This window comes from Streptomyces sp. NPDC101151 (assembly GCF_044768335.1).
Taxonomy (GTDB): Bacteria; Actinomycetota; Actinomycetes; order Streptomycetales; family Streptomycetaceae; genus Streptomyces.
Genome location: NZ_JBIWPP010000003.1, coordinates 1 through 16,656 on the forward strand (window position 1 = coordinate 1; position 16,656 = coordinate 16,656).

13 protein-coding genes are annotated in these 16,656 nt (G+C 69.5%); 10 read left to right on the forward strand and 3 right to left on the reverse strand.

All coding sequences use genetic code 11. The features are described from left to right. Positions 1–129: 129 nt before the first annotated feature. Positions 130–966 carry an aldo/keto reductase gene (locus ACIRU3_RS05875; protein WP_404051923.1) on the reverse strand — a complete coding sequence of 279 codons (837 nt, stop codon included), beginning with the start codon at positions 964–966 and terminating at the stop codon, positions 130–132. Between the two features lie 307 nt (positions 967–1,273). On the opposite strand from ACIRU3_RS05875, the gene pqqA reads away from it, so the two are divergent. The 9 genes from pqqA to ACIRU3_RS05920 are packed head-to-tail and all read left to right on the forward strand — an operon-like array spanning position 1,274 to position 13,168. Next, positions 1,274–1,441, forward strand: coding sequence for a pyrroloquinoline quinone precursor peptide PqqA (pqqA, locus tag ACIRU3_RS05880; protein WP_404051926.1), 168 nt, complete (start codon positions 1,274–1,276; stop codon positions 1,439–1,441). After that, positions 1,438–2,223 (forward strand): pyrroloquinoline-quinone synthase PqqC, encoded by a 786-nt coding sequence (gene pqqC / locus ACIRU3_RS05885; protein ID WP_404051928.1) that lies wholly within the window; start codon positions 1,438–1,440, stop codon positions 2,221–2,223. The genes pqqA and pqqC overlap by 4 nt, the downstream gene beginning before the upstream one ends. After that, positions 2,220–2,573, forward strand: coding sequence for a pyrroloquinoline quinone biosynthesis peptide chaperone PqqD (gene pqqD, locus ACIRU3_RS05890; RefSeq protein WP_404051931.1), 354 nt, complete (start codon positions 2,220–2,222; stop codon positions 2,571–2,573). Before pqqC ends, pqqD begins: the two co-directional genes overlap by 4 nt. Then, positions 2,570–3,658, forward strand: a complete 1,089-nt coding sequence (gene pqqE, locus ACIRU3_RS05895; protein ID WP_404051934.1) for a pyrroloquinoline quinone biosynthesis protein PqqE — start codon at positions 2,570–2,572, stop codon at positions 3,656–3,658. The genes pqqD and pqqE overlap by 4 nt, the downstream gene beginning before the upstream one ends. Continuing rightward, positions 3,655–4,839 carry a glycoside hydrolase family 105 protein gene (locus ACIRU3_RS05900; RefSeq protein ID WP_404051937.1) on the forward strand — a complete coding sequence of 395 codons (1,185 nt, stop codon included), beginning with the start codon at positions 3,655–3,657 and terminating at the stop codon, positions 4,837–4,839. Before pqqE ends, ACIRU3_RS05900 begins: the two co-directional genes overlap by 4 nt. Before the next feature lie 4 nt (positions 4,840–4,843). Beyond that, complete coding sequence (locus ACIRU3_RS05905; protein WP_404051940.1) at positions 4,844–5,635, forward strand: Tat pathway signal sequence domain protein; 792 nt, start codon at positions 4,844–4,846, stop codon at positions 5,633–5,635. Positions 5,636–5,646: 11 nt separating this feature from the next. Next, complete coding sequence (locus tag ACIRU3_RS05910) at positions 5,647–8,880, forward strand: glycosyl hydrolase family 28 protein (RefSeq protein ID WP_404051942.1); 3,234 nt, start codon at positions 5,647–5,649, stop codon at positions 8,878–8,880. Further along, on the forward strand, positions 8,877–11,126 hold the full coding sequence (locus ACIRU3_RS05915; RefSeq protein ID WP_404051945.1) for an alpha-galactosidase: 2,250 nt from the start codon (positions 8,877–8,879) through the stop codon (positions 11,124–11,126). Before ACIRU3_RS05910 ends, ACIRU3_RS05915 begins: the two co-directional genes overlap by 4 nt. 11 nt (positions 11,127–11,137) lie before the next feature. Continuing rightward, positions 11,138–13,168, forward strand: coding sequence for a PQQ-dependent sugar dehydrogenase (locus tag ACIRU3_RS05920; protein ID WP_404051947.1), 2,031 nt, complete (start codon positions 11,138–11,140; stop codon positions 13,166–13,168). Positions 13,169–13,175: 7 nt separating this feature from the next. Here the strand turns inward: ACIRU3_RS05920 and ACIRU3_RS05925 are convergent, their stop codons facing one another. Continuing rightward, positions 13,176–15,002 (reverse strand): AMP-dependent synthetase/ligase, encoded by a 1,827-nt coding sequence (locus ACIRU3_RS05925; protein WP_404051949.1) that lies wholly within the window; start codon positions 15,000–15,002, stop codon positions 13,176–13,178. A 483-nt stretch (positions 15,003–15,485) separates the two neighbouring features. On the opposite strand from ACIRU3_RS05925, the gene ACIRU3_RS05930 reads away from it, so the two are divergent. Continuing rightward, a complete protein-coding gene (locus ACIRU3_RS05930) occupies positions 15,486–15,662 on the forward strand; it encodes a hypothetical protein (RefSeq protein ID WP_404051952.1) in 177 nt (58 codons plus the stop codon). Here the strand turns inward: ACIRU3_RS05930 and ACIRU3_RS05935 are convergent. Further along, positions 15,644–16,522 carry a LysR substrate-binding domain-containing protein gene (locus ACIRU3_RS05935; RefSeq protein ID WP_404051955.1) on the reverse strand — a complete coding sequence of 293 codons (879 nt, stop codon included), beginning with the start codon at positions 16,520–16,522 and terminating at the stop codon, positions 15,644–15,646. The genes ACIRU3_RS05930 and ACIRU3_RS05935 overlap by 19 nt on opposite strands. Positions 16,523–16,656 lie beyond the last annotated feature (134 nt).

Consider the following 16,656-nt stretch of genomic DNA (forward strand, 5'->3'; position numbering starts at 1 on the left):
GGGGGGCGTTGCGGGGGCCCCGCCCCGGGGGCGGGCGCCGCCCCCCCCCCGGGGGGGGGGGGGGCGCCCCGGGGGCCCCCCCCCCCCCCCGGGGGGGGGGGGCCCCCCCGCCCGCCGCGTGTGTGGGTGTCAGCCCATGTCGAACGTGGCCGGGTCCGGGCCGATCCGGCGGTCCTCGTTCAGGGCGCTGATGGCCGCGAGGTCCTCGGCGTCCAGGCTGAAGTCGAACACCTCGATGTTCTCCTTGATCCGCGACGGCGTCACGGACTTCGGGATCACGATGTTGCCGAGCTGGATGTGCCAGCGCAGCACGACCTGGGCCGGCGTGCGGTTGTGCTTCTGCGCGATGGCGACGACGGCCGGCACCTCCAGCAGACCCTTGCCCTGGCCGAGCGGCGACCAGGCCTCGGTGGCGATGCCCTGCTCCGCGTGGACCTCGCGCGCGGCACGCTGCTGCAGATGCGGGTGCAGCTCGATCTGGTTGACCGCCGGGATGACCGACGTCTCCGCGATCAGTCGCTGCAGGTGTTCGGGGAGGAAGTTGGACACGCCGATCGCCTTGACGCGGCCGTCGGCGTACAGCTTCTCGAGCGCCTTGTAGGTGTCGATGTGCTTGTCCCTGGACGGCAGCGGCCAGTGGATCAGGTACAGGTCCAGATAGTCGAGACCCAGCTTCTCCAGCGACGCGTCGAAGGCGCGCAGCGTGGAGTCGTACCCCTGGTCGCTGTTCCAGAGCTTGGTGGTGACGAAGATGTCCTCGCGGGGCAGGCCTGAGGCGGTGATGGCCTTGCCGGTGCCCTCTTCGTTGCCGTAGATCGCCGCTGTGTCGATGCTGCGGTACCCGGCCTCGAGCGCCGTGGCGACGGCGCTCTCCGCCTCGTCGTCCGGCACCTGCCAGACGCCGAAGCCCAGCTGGGGCATCTCGACGCCGTTGTTGAGGATGATCGGGGGGACCTTGCTGCTCACGAGCTTGTTGATCCTTCGGTTGTCGACAGGTGGTACTCCCATCGTCAACGATCACGCGCCATGATGCATTCCTGACCGCGGAATCCGCACCGACTGACCGGCGAGTCAGTTCCCGGAGGCGCAGATTGGCCGGAAACGCATCCGACGTTATCGGTTCGGACCATTGACCGCGGCCCGTCATCCCGGGACTCTGTATCGCGCCACCGGACGTGTCGATGAACCCGGTGCATGCATGTGAACGGCCTCTGACCACGGCCGCTGTCTGCCCTCTGAGAACCCCCACCCTCAGGAAAGCGGGTACGCACACATGAACAAAACCCTGTTTACGGCCCCTCGTACCGCCCACCGGGACCCGAAGACATCCGATGAAAAGGTCTGGCGAAGCCCCGGTTACCAGGTCGTGGAGACCGCTCTCGAGGTCACTGCCTACGCGCTCGCCGACCGCCGTCCGGCCGAGCCGCCCCAGGCCTCATGAGCACGACCGTCCCGCACATCGAGGACGCCCGGACCGTTCCGCGCACGGGTGCGGCCACGGCCGCCCCGCCCTCCGACGCCGCCTGGCCGGTCGCCGAGTTCACCGAGCGGCTGCGCGCCGTCACCGCCGCCCGCTACCACGACCGGCACCCGTTCAACCTCCGGATGCACCGTGGCGAGCTGACCCCCGCCGAACTGCGCCGATGGATCGCCGCCCGCTTCCACTACCAGCGGCACATCCCCGTCAAGGACGCCCTGATCCTCGCGGGGCTCGACCGGCCCGAGCAGCGCCGCCGCTGGCTGCGCCGCATCCGCGACCACGACGGCACGGGTGACGGCGGCCCGGGGAGCGAGGGCGGCATCGAGCGCTGGCTGCGGCTCGGCGAGGCGGCCGGAATCGGCCGCGAGGAGCTGTGGGACGCCTCCCGGGTGCCGTCCGGTGTGCGGTTCGCGGTCGAGGGCTACGTCACCTTCTGCCGCCTGCGTCCCACGCTGGACGCGATCGCCGCCTCGCTCACCGAGCTGTCCGCTCCGGACCTGATGCGCACCCGCATCGCCGCCTTCGAACGGCACTACCCGTGGATCGACCCGGCCGGCCTCGCCTACTTCCGCACGCGTGTCACCCAGGGTGCCCGCGACGGCGAGGAGGCCCTCGCCCTGGTCCTCGCCCAGGCCCGCACCCGTGAGCAGCAGGAACGGGCGGTGGCCGCCCTCACCTTCAAGTGCGAGGTGCTGTGGGCGCTGCTGGACGCGGTCGCCGCGGCGGACGGGAGCGGGCCGTGACGGCGTGGCGTCCTGCCCCCGGTCCGGCTGCGCAGGCCTCCGCCCCTGGCGGGACGGCGTGGCGCCCGGCTCCCCCGCCCGGGGCCCCGGGGGCGACGGCCTGGCGTCCCGCCCTCGCCCGGGGGGTGGTGCTGCGGCACGACCCGGTTCGGGACACGGATCTGTTGCTGCTGCCGGAGCGCGTGGTCGTCCTGCACGGCCACGCGGGCGCCGTCCTCGGGCTCTGCGACGGCAGCCGGAGCGTGGACCGCATCGTCGCAGAGCTGTCCGCCGGGTTCCCGGGCGCACCCGTCGCCGTCGAAGTCCCCGACTTCCTGGCCCGGTTGCGGAAGGAGGGCTGGCTGACATGACGGCTGTCGCACCACCGTGGGCCCTGCTCGCCGAACTCACCCACGCCTGTCCGCTGCGCTGCGGGTATTGCTCCAACCCCGTCGAACTGGTCGGTCGGTCAATAGAGCTGACCACTGAGCAGTGGGCCTCGGTGTTCCGGCAGGCGGGTGCCCTCGGAGTCGTGCACACTCATCTGTCGGGTGGCGAGCCGCTGTTGCGCCGCGACCTGCCCGACCTGGTGGCCGCCGCCGATACGGCAGGTCTGTACACCCAGCTCGTCACCAGCGGGGTGGGCCTGGGCGAGCGCCGGCTGGCCGGGCTGGCCGAGGCCGGCCTGTGCAGTGTGCAGCTGTCCGTGCAGCACGCGGACCCCGACCTCGCCGAACGCATCGCGGGCGTACGGTCGTTCGCGGCGAAGGAGCGTGCCGCGCGGCTGATCCGCGAGGCGGGTCTGCCGCTCGGGCTCAACGCCGTCCTGCACCGCGCCAACCTCGACGCCCTCGACGAGCTGATCCGGCTCGCCGTGGCGTGGGGCGCGGACCGTCTCGAACTGGCCCACACCCAGTACCACGGCTGGGCGCAGCGCAACCGGGCCGCCCTGCTGCCCACATCAGGGCAGGTCGAACGGGCCCGTTCGGCCGTCGCCCGGTGGCGTGAACGCCTCGGCGAGTCGATGGAGTTGGTGTGGGTGGCCCCCGATCTGGTGGACGCCACGGCGAAGCCGTGCATGGGCGGCTGGGGCCGCATCTCGCTCACCGTGGCGCCCGACGGCACGGTCCTGCCCTGCCCGGCCGCGGCCACCCTGCCGAATCTGGACCCGCCGAACGTCCGGGAGCACCGACTGGCCTGGATCTGGCAGGAGTCGAAGGCCTTCAACGCCTTCCGGGGCGAGTCCTGGATGCCCGATCCCTGCCGCGGCTGTGCCCTGCGCAGCACCGACCACGGCGGCTGCCGCTGCCAGGCGTACGCCCTCACCGGTGACCCCGCACGCACCGACCCCGCCTGCCGGCACGCCCCGGACCACCACCTCGTGCACGACCTCGTCCGCGGGCCCAGGCGGCTCGCGTACGCCTACCGAGAAGCCCAGCGAGAGGGAGGAACATGAGACGCCGACGCCTGCGGGCGGCCCTGACGGCACTCGCGCTCGCCACCGCCGGCCCGGCCGCGCTGCCCGCCGCCGCACCCCCGGCCGCCGCCACCCCCGCGGCGCACCGGCCGGCCGCCGCCCCCGACTGGTCCACCGCCGTCGTCGACTCCACCATGGCCCGCTACACGCCGGCCGGCATCGGCGGCTGGTCGTACCCGGTCGGGCTCTACCTCTACGGCCAGTACCTCACCTACCGGCGCACCCACGACGCGCGCTACCTCACCTACATCAAGAGCTATGTCGACCGCTTCGTGAAGAGCGACGGCTCCATCGGCCAGTCCTTCAACAACCTGGACAGCATGCAGGCCGGCCGCCTCCTGGTGATCCTGCACCACGAGACGGGCCAGGACCGCTACCGCAAGGCGGCGAAGAAGATCCGCGACCGTCTGAAGACCTACCCGCGCACCGGCGACGGCGGCTTCTGGCACGCGGACAACAGCAGCCGCGCCCACCAACTCTGGGCGGACGGCGTCTATATGGTGAACCCGTTCCTCGTCGAGTACGGCAGGGAGTTCGGCGACAGCACGTACACGAACGACGAGGCGGCCGAGCAGCTCGCCGTGTACGGCGGCCGTCTCCAGACGGCGAACGGCTTGCTGAGGCACGCCTACGACGAGTCGAGGACCGCGAGCTGGGCCGACCCGCGGACCGGGCTGGCCCCGGAGCACTGGTGCCGCGCGGTGGGCTGGTACTCGATGGCGATCGTGAACGTCCTCGACGCGATCCCGGCGAACCAGCCGCGGCGGCCCGCGCTCCTCGGCATCCTCCGGCGCCTGGCGGCAGGCCTGGAGAAGTACCAGGATCCGGCCAGTGGCCGCTGGTTCCAGGTCATGGACAAGGGGAGCCGGAGCGACAACTGGACCGAGACCTCCTGCTCCAGCATGTTCACCTACGCCCTCTCGCGCGGTGTCCAGCAGGGGTATCTCGACCCGCACTACGCGGCCGTCGCCCGGCGCGGCTACCAGGGCGTGCTGGCGAAGATCTCGGTCGGCGCGGACGGCCGCACGAACCTCGCCGACATCTCCGTCGGCACGAACGTCGGCGACTACGCGTACTACGCCGCCCGGACCCGGGCCACCGACGATTTCCACGGCCTGGGCGCCTTCCTGATCATGAACGAGCAACTGCGAGGAGATTAGTGTCATGAGCACGTCCAGAAGGAGGCTGTTCGGTACCGCGCTGGGCGGCGCCGCAGGGGCCGCCGTCGGCCGGCCGGCCGCGACCCCGGCCCGGGCCGCGTCGTGGCAGCTCAAGTGGTCCCCGTCGGCGAGCCGGGACGGACTCGGCGCCTTCGAGACCGTCGAGGACGACCGTGCCGACTCCCACCCGGCCGGGCACCCCCACATCCGCGCCACCGGCGACAACTGGCGCTTCGACATGCACACGGTCGACCGCGACACGTCGGCCGACCGCCAGCGGCAGGAGGTCACCGGCCTGCGCACGAGCGGCAGCAGCTACCTCAAGTGGACCGCGGGCCAGACCTGGCGGATCACCTACTCGATGTACATCCCGGGCTCCCTGAAGGCGACCACCACCTTCACGCACATCATGCAGATGAAGCAGCCCGGCAACGGCACGTCGCCGATCGTCGTCCAGTCCCTGCGCCGTGACGGGGGAGGGAAGCAGACCATCGAGCTGAAACTCGTGGACGACGACATCCTGGTGGGCCGCGCCGACCTCGACCCGCTGCACGACAAGTGGACCGACGTCGACTTCCGGATCAAGGTCGGCAACGGCTCGGCCGGTTCGGTCCGCTGGATCCTCAAGAGCGGATCCACGACGGTGATCGACAAGTCGAGGACCGGCGTCGACACCTTCCTCGCCGACCGCGTCCGCCCGAAGTGGGGCATCTACCGCTCCCTCGGCGACACCTCCGGCTCCCTGCAGGACACCTACCTGCTGCTCACCGACCTCCGCGGCTACCAACTCGTCTGAGGAGCCGTCACATGCGATCCAGCATCCCCCACGGGAGAGGTACGGCGGTGACCGTCCTGTCCGTCCTCGCCGTCGTTCTCGGTCTCACCCACCCCACCGCGCTCGCCGCCCCCCAGCCCTCGCACCGCGCCGCCGCCGTCTTCGACGTGCGCGACTACGGAGCCAAGGGCGACGGGTCCGCCAACGACACCCCCGCCGTCAACAAGGCCGTCACCGCCGCGCATTCGGCAGGCGGCGGTACCGTCCGCTTCCCGGCCGGCACGTACAAGTCCAAGAGCACCATCCACATGAAGAGCAATGTGACGCTCCAGGTCGACACGGGCGCCACGATCCAGGGCTCCTCCGCGGACACCTACGACCCGCCCGAGTCCAACGCCTACGACAAGTACCAGGACTACGGGCACAGCCACTTCCACAACGCGATGATCTACGGCGACCGGCTCACGAACATCGGCTTCACCGGCGGCGGGGTCATCGACGGAGCCGGCAACCTCATCACCGGCAACCCGAAGTCCGGCGAGGCCGACAAGATCATCTCGCTGACCCGCTGCGACGGACTGCGCCTCGGCGACGGCCTCACCCTGCGCCGCGGCGGCCACTTCGCGGCGCTGATCAACGGCTGCAAGAACGTCACCTCGGACCATCTCACCATCGACACCGTGAGCGACCGCGACGGCTGGAACATCATCTCCACGACCGGTGTCACGGTGACGAACGCGAACATCAGGGCCAACGACGACGCCCTGGTCTTCAAGAGCGACTACGCCCTCGGCGCCAAGCTCCCCAACGGCCATGTGCGGGTGAACGACTCGTACCTGTCGGCCAGATGCTGCAACGCCCTGATGTTCGGCTCCGAGACCTGCGGCGACTTCTCCGACTACCGGTTCGAGAACATCCGTATCGAGGGCGCCGACAAGTCCGGCCTCGGCATGGTCTCCATGGACGGCGCGAAGATCTCCGACGTCCACTACCGCGACATCACCATGACCGGCGTCCACTCACCGATCATGCAGAAGATCGGCACGCGGAAGCGGTGCGGCAACAGTCCGGGCGTCGGCTCGATCAGCGACATCACCTACGACAACATCACGGCCACCGGCACCAGCCCGTCCCTCAGCCCGAGCCTGTGGGGCGAGAGCGGCCACCGGATCAAGGACGTGACCCTCAACAACGTCGACATCACGGTCCCCGGCGGCAACGGCACCATGTCCACCGGTGTCCCGAGCAACGACCCCAAGGACTACAACCCGAAGTCGATCGGCACCCGGCCGGCCTACGGCTGGTACGTCCACAACGCCGACAATGTCCAATTCGCCGACAGCTCGGTGAAGTTCGCCGCGAACGACGGCCGCCCGGCGGTCATCGCCAACGCGGCGAGCAACATCCGTTTCACCCGCTTCACGGCCCAGAAGGGGAGCAACTCGCCCTTCGACGTGAGCTTCCAGGACACCACCGGATCCTGCCTGACGGACAGTCACAACACGTCCGGTGGCGCGCTGCGGGTCTCGGGCGGTCAGGACTGCGGTACGAAGGCCGGGCCGCTCGACCTGGAGAACCCGCGCCAGGACTTCCTGCGTGCCTCCGTCGGCGGTCTCTTCCTGCACTGGGGCCTGCGCACCGCCCCCGCCCACACCAGCTGCTCCACCTGGGAGAAGGACGTCACGAACGGCGGCTGGACCCCGGACTACTGGGTGAACGAGGCGCAGAAGCTGCACACCCAGTACCTGGTCCTCGCCACCTTCCACAGCCGACTCGGCTACGCCCGCCCCTGGCCGTCGAAGATCCCCGGATCCTGCTCCACCAAGCGGGACTTCCTCGGCGAGCTGATCAGCGCCGCCAAGGCCAAGGGCATGAAGGTCGTCCTCTACATGACCAACGACCCCCAGTGGCACGACGAGGGCGGCCACGAGTGGCTCGACTCGGCCGCGTACTCCGCCTACAAGGGCAAGAACATCGACCTGACCACCAACGACGGCTTCGGACAGTTCAGTTACGACAACTTCTTCGAGGTCATGGACCGCTATCCCGACCTCGGCGGCTTCTGGATCGACAACGACAACGCGTACTGGGAGAGCCACAACCTCTACGCGCAGATCTACCAGAAGCGCCCCAACTACACGCTCAGCAACAACAACGAAGACACGCCGATCATGGACATGATCAGCAACGAGCAGAAGACGGGGATGACGCCCGCCTACGACTACCCGCAGGCGGTCTACACGGCCCAACCCCGCCTGACCGAAGCCGACTTCAAACTGCCCTCGACCGGAGCCTGGTGGTACGACGGCTCCAATCCGTCCGTGGACAGGAAAATCACCCTCGGCAGACTGGTCACCGACGCCGGCTCCTCGGTGAAGTCGTTGATGGCCGAGACGGCTCAGGTCAACGGCAAGTTCCCGTCCAACCAGGCCTCTTTCAACACCTTCGCCGCCTCCTACCTTGCCCCCGTCTGGGAGTCCCTGCACGGCACCGAGGGCGGCGGCTATATGTACGGCGGCCTCAAGCCCGGCTTCTGGAACGACGGCGCCCACGGGGTGACGACCATCGCCAAGGGTGACCCGAACCGGCAGTACATCCACGTCCTGACCCCGCCCGGCACCAGCACCCTGCGCATCCGCGACAACGGCTACCGCATCGCCTCCGTCACCAACCTCCGTACCAGCAAGCCTGTTTCCTGGTCGCAGTCCGGGGGCGTGCTGACCCTGACCGGGCTCGGCGACTGGGACCAGTACGACACCGTCTTCAAGGTCACCAGCGCCGGCCGGCAGGGCATCCTCAGCGGTGTCAAGGTGTCCGCGAGCGCCTCCGCGAGCGGACACGCGGGGTCGGCCGCCGGCGACGGCGACCACCTCACCTACTGGGACAACAACAAGACCCTGCCCGTCAACCTCACCTTCGACCTCGGCTCGGCCAAGAACGTCCGGTACATCGGCCTCAACCAGCGCGAGGACTCCGTCGCCTACGCCCGCTCCGCCACCGAGCAGTCGGCGCGGATCAAGGACTACAAGGTGTACCTGAGCAACGACGGCTCGACCTGGGGGAGTGCGGTCAAGACCGGGCAGGTCCCAAGTCACCGTGGCATCCAGGGAATTGATCTCACCGGGGCCAACGCACGCTACGTCCGCCTCGAGGTCGACACCACCTGGGCCGCCTCCACCGACACGACACGTTACAAGCGGCTGCGCGTCGACGAGGCGTGGATCGGCACGTCCTACGCGACGCCCGTGAACGGGGGACAGTCATGAACCGGTTCAGATCACTCACGGCCGCGGTGGCCGGTCTGCTCGTCGCGGCGGCGGTGCCGCTCGTGGGCACCGCCCAGCCCGCGGCCGCCTCCGACAACGGCCGGTCCGTCCGGCCCGCCATGGGCTGGAGCAGCTGGAGCTTCGTGCGTCGGTGGCCCACCGAAGTGAAGATCGAGGCCCAGGCCGACGCGCTCGCGTCGAGCGGCCTGAAGGGCCACGGCTTCGTCTACGTCAACCTCGACGACTTCTGGCAGAAGTGCGACTCGAGCGGCTTCGTCGTCGACAACTACGGCCGCTGGGCGGTCGACACGGCCAAGTTCCCCGGCGGTATCAGGGCGCTCGCCGACTACGTCCACTCCAAGGGCCTGAAGTTCGGTTTCTACGTGACGCCCGGCATCGCGAAGAACGCCGTCACCAAGAACACCCCGATCGAGGGCACCTCGTACCACGCGAAGGACATCGCGGACACCTCGAAGACCGAGAAGAACTACAACTGCAAGAACATGTACTACATCGACTACTCCAAGCCGGGTGCTCAGGAGTTCGTGAACTCCTGGGCGAAGCAGTTCGCCTCCTGGGGAGTCGACTACCTGAAGATCGATGGAGTGGGCAGTCAGGACGTCCCCGACGTCCGGGCCTGGGACAAGGCGCTGCGCGCCAGCGGACGGCCCATCGACTTCGCGCTCTCCAACAACCTCCCGATCGCCGACGCTGTTAACTGGCGGAAGCTGGCGAACAGTTGGCGTACCCAGGGCGACGTGGAGTGCTACTGCGGCCCCGGTTCCAACGGCAGCGGCTATCCGCTCACCGACTGGTCCCACGTCTCGGCCCGCTTCAACACGGCGGCGTCCTGGCAGCCGTACGCGGGGCCCGGCGGCTGGAACGACCTGGACTCCCTGGAAATCGGCAACGGCGACCAGGTGGGCCTGAGGGCCGACCAGCGGCGCTCGCACTTCACCCTCTGGGCGATGGCCGCCTCTCCGCTGTTGCTCGGTACCGACCTCACCCATCTCGACTCCGTCGACAAGGCGATGCTCACCAACGACCGGCTGATCGCCGTCGACCAGGACGGCGTGGCCGCGAAGCGGATCGTGAACAGCGGCGTCAAGCAGGTCTGGAGCAAACGCGAGAGCAGCGGTGACTACGTGGTGGCGCTGTTCAACACCGGGACCTCCGGCAACTCGACGGTCAGCGTGAACTGGTCGCAGGTCGGCTTCACCGGCTCCGGCGACGTCACGGACCTGTGGTCCGGCTCGCACAAGGGCACGGTCGCGGACACGTACGGCGCGACCCTGCGCCCCGGGGAGACCCGGCTGATCCGGGTCAAGCCCGTCAGCTCTCCGAAGGCGGCCGCCGCTTCACCGGGCATGGCCGTCGCCCCCTATGAGTACCTCGGCTGGGGCAACCCCCAGAACCCGACCTCCGTGATGTCCGCGACGGGCGTCAAGTGGTTCACCTTGGCGTTCATCCTGTCCGACGGAACCTGCAACCCCAAGTGGGACGGCTCACGCCCGCTGACCGGCGGCAACGACCAGTCCAAGATCAACGCAATCAGAGACGCCGGCGGTGACGTCGTCGTCTCCGTCGGCGGCTGGAGCGGCGCCAAGCTCGGCGAGAAGTGCTCCAGCGCCGCCAGGCTCGCAAGCGCGTACCAGAAGGTGATCAGCGCCTACAAGCTGAAGGTCCTCGACATCGACATCGAGAACACCGAGTGGTCCAACGCCACCGTGCGGCAGCGGGTCGTGGACGCGTTGAAGACGGTGAAGGCGGACAACCCGGGCCTCAAGACGGTCATCACCTTCGGCACGACGAGCAGCGGCCCCGACTCCACCGGCGTCGACATGATCAAGCGGGCCGCGAACTCCGGTCTGGCGAACGACGTCTGGTGCATCATGCCGTTCGACTTCGGCGGCGGCGCCACCAACATGGGCACGCTCACCACCCAGGCCATGGAAGGCCTCAAGGCCCGGGTCAAGTCGGCGTACGGCTACGGCGACTCGACCGCTTACGCCCACGTCGGACTGTCGTCGATGAACGGAAAGACCGACGACTCCGGCGAGCGCGTCCGCGTCGCCGACTTCAAGACCATGCTCGCCTACGCCCAACAGCATCACATCGGGCGCCTCACCTACTGGTCCGTCAACCGCGACCGCCCCTGCGGCTCGGGCACCGACGGCGACTCCTGCAGCGGCGTCTCGCAGCAGCCCTACGACTACCTCAAGATCTTCACCCAGTACACGGGTTGAGGGGAACCCCCATGAATCTCAAGAGTGTTCTGCCGTACGGCGTCGCCACGGCCCTCGCCCTGCCCCTCGCGGGCCTGAGCCAGGGCACCGCGCTCGCCGCCACCGACTACCAGGCCGAGAGCGCCCAGATCTCGCAGGGCACCGTGGCCACCAACCACACCGGGTACACCGGCACCGGCTTCGTCGACTACACCAACATCAAGGGCTCCTATGTGGAGTTCTCGGTGAGTGCGGCCTCCGCGGCCACCTCGGCGGTGTCCTTCCGGTACGCCAACGGCACCGCCGTCGACCGGCCCATGGACATCTCCGTGGACGGTACGGTCGTCGCCTCCGGCGTGTCCTTCCCGGCCACCGCCGACTGGAACACCTGGGCAACCAAGACCGTCAACATCCCCCTGAAGGCGGGCTCCAACAAGGTCCGCGCGACCGCCACCACCGCCAACGGCGGCCCCAATCTCGACCGCATCAGCGTCGACACTGCGGCCGACACCCAGGCCCCGACCCGTCCCGGCCGGCCAAGCTGCTCGGACATCGGCGAGAACGGGCTCACCCTGGCCTGGGGCGCCTCGACGGACGACGTGGGCGTGGCCGCGTACGACCTCTACGAGCACGGCAACAAGATCGGTGAGGCACCGGGGCGTTCGACCTCGAAGGCCCTGACCGGCCTGAGCCCCAACACCACCTACAACCTGACCGTCATCGCCCGCGACGCGGCCGGCAACACCTCCTCCGCCAGCCCCGTCGTCGACTGCACCACCAAGCCCAGCTCCGACACCACCCCGCCGACCAAGCCGGGCACGCTCTCCGCCGCCGATGTCACCGCGAACAGCGCCGACCTGAGCTGGGGCGCCTCGACGGACGACACGGCGGTCGTCGCCTACGACGTGCGCAGCGACACGACGGTCTACAAGACCGTCACGAGCGGCACGTCGACCTCGCTGACCGGGCTCGCCTGCAACAGCCCGTACTCGCTGAACGTCGTCGCCCGCGACGCCGCGGGCAATGTCTCGCCCGAGAGCAACACGGTGAACTTCATCACCAAGGCGTGCGCGACGGACGGCGGCGTCCCGTCCTCCATCTCCACCCTCTCCAGCGGCTGGACCATCCCCTGGGGCACCTACTGGATGCCCGACGGCCAGTCGGCCCTGGTCACCGAGCGCGACGACTTCCGGGTCTGGAAGCTGACCAAGAGCGGCACCAGGACCCAGGTGGGCACGGTGCCCAACGCGGTCACCACCAACGGAGAGGGCGGTCTGCTCGGGGTGGCCGTCGACCCGAAGTGGGACACCGACCACTACGTCTACTTCATGCACACCGCGTCCGAAGGCAACCGGGTGGCCCGGATGACCTACGACGGCACCAAGCTCACCGACTACAAGGTCCTGCTCCAGGGCATCAAGAAGAACCGCTACCACAACGGCGGCCGCCTCCTCTTCGGCCCCGACGGCTATCTGTACGTCTCCACCGGAGAGGCCCAGACACCCGACCTCGCGCAGGACAAGAACTCCCTCAACGGCAAGATCCTGCGTATGACGACCGACGGCAAGCCGGCCCCCGGCAACCCGTTCGGCACCTACCTGTACTCCCTGGGCCACCGGAACCCGCAGGGCCTCGCCTTCGACCGCAACGGGCGCCTGTGGGAGGCCGAGTTCGGCAACAGCTCCAAGGACGAGCTGAACCTCATCAAGCCGGGCGCCAACTACGGCTGGCCCACCTGCGAGGGCAACTGCAGCGTCTCCGGCATGACCAACCCGAAGGCCACCTGGAACGTCTCCGAGGCCTCGCCCAGCGGCATCGCCATCGTCCGCAACGTCGTCTACATGGCGTCCCTGCGCGGCGAACGGCTGTGGCGCATCCCGATCAGCGGGGACACCGAGAAGGTCGGCACCCCGACCGCGTACTACGTCGGCACCTACGGCCGGCTGCGGACCGTCACCAAGGTGCCGGGCGCCGACCAGCTGTGGCTGTCCACCACCAACTGCGACAACAACGGAGGCGCGGCGGACGGATCCGACAAAATACTCAAGGTGACGATCAGCTGACGAGGCATCAGGCCCGGTAGAGGGCCTCGACCTCGCTCTCGTACGCGTTCTCGATCGCCTTCCGCTTCAGCTTCAGCGACGGTGTCAGCAAGCCGTGCTCTTCGGTGAACGGCTGCGCCAGGATGCGGAAGGTGCGGATCGACTCGGCCTGGGAGACGAGGGTGTTGGCGGCGACCACCGCCCGCCGCACCTCCGTCTCCAGGTCCGGGTCCCGCACCAGCTGGGCGGGCGTCAGCTTCGGCTTGCCGCGCATCTGCAGCCAGTGCTCGACGGCCTCCTGGTCGAGGGTGACCAGGGCGGCGATGTACGGGCGGTCGTTGCCGACCACGATGCACTGGTTGACCAGCGGATGGTCGCGGACCCGCTCCTCCAGGACACCGGGGGAGACGCTCTTGCCGCCGGAGGTCACCAGGATCTCCTTCTTGCGGCCGGTGATGGTCAGATAGCCGTCCTCGTCGAGGGAGCCGAGGTCGCCGGTGGCGAGCCAGCCGTCGTGCAGCGTCTCGTCGGTGGCCTTCTGATTGTTGAGATAGCCCTGGAAGATGTTGCCGCCGTGCAGCCAGATCTCCCCGTCGTCCGCGATGTGCACGGTGACTCCCGGGATGGCCTGGCCGACCGTGCCGTAGCGGGTCTGCTCGGGCGGGTTGGCGGTCGCCGCCGCCGTCGACTCGGTCAGTCCGTAGCCTTCGAAGATCTGCACGCCCGCGCCCGCGAAGAACAGCCCCAGCCGGCGGTCCATCGCCGAACCGCCGGACATCGCGTTCCGGATGCGCCCGCCCATCGCCGCACGCACCTTCGCGTACACGAGCTTGTCGAACAGCTGGTGCTGCATCCTGAGGGCCGCCGACGGCCCCGGACCGGTGCCCCAGGCCTTGGCCTCGACGGCGTCGGCGTACCGCACGGCGACCTCGACCGCCTTCTCGAACGGCCCCGACTTGCCGTCCTTCTCCGCCTTGCGCCGGGCCGCGTTGAACACCTTCTCGAAGATGTAGGGCACGGCGAGGATGAACGTCGGCCGGAACGCGGCCAGGTCCGGCAGCAGTGCGGCCGCGTGCAGCTGCGGCTGGTGCCCGAAACGGACCCGGCCGCGGATCGCGGCGACCTCCACCATCCGCCCGAAGACGTGCGCCAGCGGCAGGAACAGCAGTGTGGAGGCCGCGTCGTCCTTCTTGGAGCTGAAGACCGGCTCCCACCGCTCGATCATGGTGTCCGCCTCGAACATGAAGTTCGCGTGCGAAAGCACACAGCCCTTGGGGCGGCCGGTCGTGCCCGAGGTGTAGATGATCGTGGCGATCGAGTCCGGGGTGACCGCCTGCCGGTGCCGGTGCACCACCTCGTCGTCCAGATGCGCGCCGGCGTCGTACAGCTCCCGCACACAGCCCGCGTCCAGCTGCCACAGCTGGCGCAGCTGCGGGAGCCGGTCGATGACGGTGGCGATGGTCATCGCGTGGTCCTCGTTCTCCACGATCGCCGCGGAGACCTCGGCGTCGTACAGCATCCAGAAGCATTGCTCGGCCGAGGACGTCGGGTAGATCGGGATCACCTGGGCGCCGATCGTCCACAGCGCGAAGTCGAAGAGGGTCCACTCGTAGCGCGTGCGGGACATGATCGCGACGCGGTCGCCGAACCGGACGCCGCGGGCGAGGAGCCCCTTGGCCAGGGCGAGGACCTCGTCACGGAACTCGGCGGACGTCACGTCCCGCCACTGCCCCGACTCGTCCTTGCGGCCCAGCGCGAGATGCAGCGGATCCGTCCGGGCATGCTCGAACACGACATCGGCCAGACCGCCCACGGGCGGCGCCGACGCCAACGGAGGGGTGGTGAACTCGCGCAAACCTCGCTCCCCGTTCCTTTTTCCTCGGGCACGCCCGCGATGCTCCGCTTCAGCGCCGTGAAAGCTACCCCACCCGATCGTCGGACGGGAGGGGTACGGAAACCGAGCAAACCTCGCACTCTTCCCGGGCAGTGACCGGAAAATGCCCTCACATGGGGAAGGGCCGGACACAATACTGACGGGTCAGTAAGTTTCGGTGCCGTAATCTCCACCGAATCTGTACGACCCGCTTACGGCCCTCGGCCCCGGCCACACGCAGGCAAAAGACGGCCCCGCACGCCGCGGGACCGCCCCTGGAGGCACCGCCCGTCACCCGCGCGGAGGTACCGCTTCCACCTCCTGCCGCACCGCACCGGACGCCGCCCCCGGCGCCGGCAGCGGCGTCCGCACCCGTATCAGCACCAGCGCGGCCGCAGTGATTCCGGCCAGGCCCGCGACCATCAGCGCGCCGTTCGGACCCGAGGCGAACGCGGCACGCAGCGTGTGCTCCGGGACGCCGGCCCCTCCCACATCGCCGGCACCGCGGTCGTCCGTGACACCGCGAGCCTGTACGCCTGTCTCGGCGGGCCCCTCGGCCGGCTGGAGGGGGTGCGGCACGTGGAGACCACGCCGTTCCTGCGCCGGATCGAGCAGCTGACCTGTCAGCGCCCGCCGCGCTGACCCCGGTGCAACCGGTCCCCGCCCGTCAGGACCGCCGCCGCCAGCGCGTTCGCGGCGCCCTCGGCCGCGCCCCGCCCCCGGCCGTGCAGGAGCACGAAGTCGATCTTGCCCAGCTCCGGCAGGCCGGAGCGGTCCGGGACCCGGAACAGCCCCGGCGGAATCAGCCGCCGTGAGTGGGCCATGACACCGAGCCCGGCGCGGGCGGCGGCGATCAGGCCGTTGAGGCTGCCGCTGGTGCACGCGATCCGCCACTCGCGCCCCTGGGCCTCCAGCGTCTCCAGGGCGCGGGCGCGGGTGATGCCGGGCGGCGGATACACGATCAGCGGGACCGGGCGCTCGGGTTCCAGCCGGAGGTGTTCCGAGCCGATCCACACCAGGTCGTCGCGCCACACCAGCTCGCCGCGCGGATCCTGCGGGCGCCGCTTGGCCAGCACCAGGTCGAGCTTCCCCGCGGCCAGCTGCTCGTGCAGGGTGCCCGACAGCTCCACCGTCAGCTCCAGATCGACCTCCGGGTGGTCGTGCCGGAAGCCCTCCAGGATCTCCGGCAGGCGGGTGAGGACGAAGTCCTCCGAGGCGCCGAAGCGCAGTCGGCCCCGCACCCGGGTGCCGGTGAAGAACGCCGTCGCCTGCTCGTGCACCTCCAGCAGCCGGCGGGCGAAGCCCAGCATGGCCTCGCCGTCCTCGGTCAGTTCCACCGAGTGGGTGTCCCGGGAGAACAGCTGACGGCCGGTGGCGTCCTCCAGACGGCGCACATGCTGGCTGACCGTGGACTGGCGCAGCCCGAGCCGCCGGGCGGCCTGCGTGAAGCTGAGCGTCTGCGCCACCGCCAGGAACGTACGCAGATGCGTGGGGTCGTACACGGCGGCAGCGTACCCCCTGTCATCGCGGAACGCGATGGCAGTCAGAGTGGTATGCGGGATTCCCGATCGGCGTGCGGAGGAGGACGATGGAGGGGGCCCTTCGGGCCCGTGCACGCACGTGACGACCTGCAAGT

What these genes read in the sequence shown, in the direction of transcription:
- ACIRU3_RS05900 (WP_404051937.1), top strand. Translation starts at nt 3,655, where the DNA reads ATGAGACGCCGACGCCTGCGGGCGGCCCTGACGGCACTCGCGCTCGCC.
- pqqC (WP_404051928.1), top strand. Translation starts at nt 1,438, where the DNA reads ATGAGCACGACCGTCCCGCACATCGAGGACGCCCGGACCGTTCCGCGC.
- pqqE (WP_404051934.1), top strand. Translation starts at nt 2,570, where the DNA reads ATGACGGCTGTCGCACCACCGTGGGCCCTGCTCGCCGAACTCACCCAC.
- pqqA (WP_404051926.1), top strand. Translation starts at nt 1,274, where the DNA reads ATGAACAAAACCCTGTTTACGGCCCCTCGTACCGCCCACCGGGACCCG.
- ACIRU3_RS05920 (WP_404051947.1), top strand. Translation starts at nt 11,138, where the DNA reads ATGAATCTCAAGAGTGTTCTGCCGTACGGCGTCGCCACGGCCCTCGCC.
- ACIRU3_RS05910 (WP_404051942.1), top strand. Translation starts at nt 5,647, where the DNA reads ATGCGATCCAGCATCCCCCACGGGAGAGGTACGGCGGTGACCGTCCTG.
- ACIRU3_RS05915 (WP_404051945.1), top strand. Translation starts at nt 8,877, where the DNA reads ATGAACCGGTTCAGATCACTCACGGCCGCGGTGGCCGGTCTGCTCGTC.
- ACIRU3_RS05905 (WP_404051940.1), top strand. Translation starts at nt 4,844, where the DNA reads ATGAGCACGTCCAGAAGGAGGCTGTTCGGTACCGCGCTGGGCGGCGCC.